The 1667-nt window shown below is 68.3% G+C and carries 1 protein-coding gene; it reads left to right on the forward strand.

Annotation, left to right across the window (positions count from 1 at the left end; translation table 11 throughout):
• Positions 1–54: 54 nt before the first annotated feature.
• A partial coding sequence (locus ACWC94_RS42265) for a ribonuclease J (protein WP_450803094.1) occupies positions 55–1667 on the forward strand: 1613 nt, incomplete at its 3' end.

A 1667-nucleotide genomic window follows, 5' to 3' on the forward strand; every position in this document is an offset into this window, starting at 1 on the left:
GAGATCGAACAGGTAATGGATCACCCTGTCCCGCTCTCCGGGTACCGTCAGGGTATGAGTCATCCGCACCCGGAACTGAAAGCCGCTCCTCCCCTGCCTGTAGGAGGGCTGCGGGTCATCGCCCTGGGCGGCCTGGGTGAGATCGGCCGCAACATGACCGTCTTCGAACACGCCGGCAAGCTGCTCATCGTCGACTGCGGTGTGCTGTTCCCCGAGGAGACCCAGCCCGGCGTGGACGTGATCCTGCCGGACTTCACCTCGATCCGGGACCGGCTGGACGACATCGTGGCCGTGGTCCTCACCCACGGCCACGAGGACCACATCGGCGGCGTGCCGTACCTGCTGCGCGAGCGGTCAGACATTCCCGTCGTCGGCTCCAAGCTGACGCTGGCGTTCCTGGAGGCCAAACTCAAGGAACACGGCATCCGGCCGCGCACGGTGCGGGTGCGGGAGGGCGACCGGCGTGGCTTCGGGCCCTTCGACTGTGAGTTCGTGGCGGTCAACCACTCCATCCCCGACAGCCTCGCGGTCGCGATCCGCACCCGGGCCGGGATGGTGCTGCACACCGGCGACTTCAAGATGGACCAGTTCCCCCTCGACGACCGCATCACCGATCTGCGCGCCTTCGCCCGCCTCGGTGAGGAGGGCGTGGACCTGTTCCTCACCGACTCCACCAACGCCGAAGTACCCGGCTTCACCACCTCCGAGCGGGAGCTGAACCCGGCGATCGAGCAGGTGATGCGCACCGCGCCGCGCCGGGTCATCGTCTCCAGCTTCGCCAGCCACGTGCACCGCATCCAGCAGGTCCTGGACGCCGCCCACCAGCACGGGCGTAAGGTCGCCTTCGTCGGCCGGTCGATGGTCCGCAACATGGGCATCGCCCGTGACCTGGGCTATCTGAAGGTCCCCTCCGGTCTGGTCGTGAGCACGAAGGAGCTGGAGAAGCTCCCGGACCACAAGATCACTCTGGTGTGCACCGGCTCCCAGGGCGAACCGATGGCCGCGCTGTCACGGATGGCCAACCGCGACCACATGATCCGTATCGGCGAGGGCGACACCGTCCTGCTTGCCAGCTCCCTCATCCCCGGCAACGAGAACGCCATCTACCGGGTGATCAACGGACTCACCCGGTGGGGCGCCCACGTGGTCCACAAGGGCAACGCCAAGGTGCACGTCTCCGGGCACGCCAGCGCCGGTGAACTCGTCTACTGCTACAACATCGTCAAGCCCCGCAACGTCATGCCCGTGCACGGCGAATGGCGCCACCTGCGGGCCAACGCCGACCTCGCCATCCGTACCGGTGTCGACCCCGACCGGGTCGTCATCGCCGAGGACGGCGTCGTCGTCGACCTGGTTGACGGGCGCGCGTCCATCACCGGCAAGGTCCCCGCCGGCAACGTCTACGTGGACGGCATGGAAGTCGGAGGCGCCACCGAGGCGTCCCTCAAGGACCGCCTCACCCTCGCCGCCGAAGGCGTGGTCACGGTGGTGGCGATCGTCGACGCGGACACCGGCGCCCTCGCCGAGGCCCCCGACTTCCTGGCCCGGGGCTTCGTCCACGACGACGCCACCTTCGAGCCGGTCATCCCCGTCATCGAGAAGACCCTGGCCACCGCAGCCGAGGAAGGCGTCGGGGACGCGCGCCAACTCGAACAACTCCTCGCCCG

The organism is Streptomyces sp. NPDC001135, assembly GCF_053598395.1.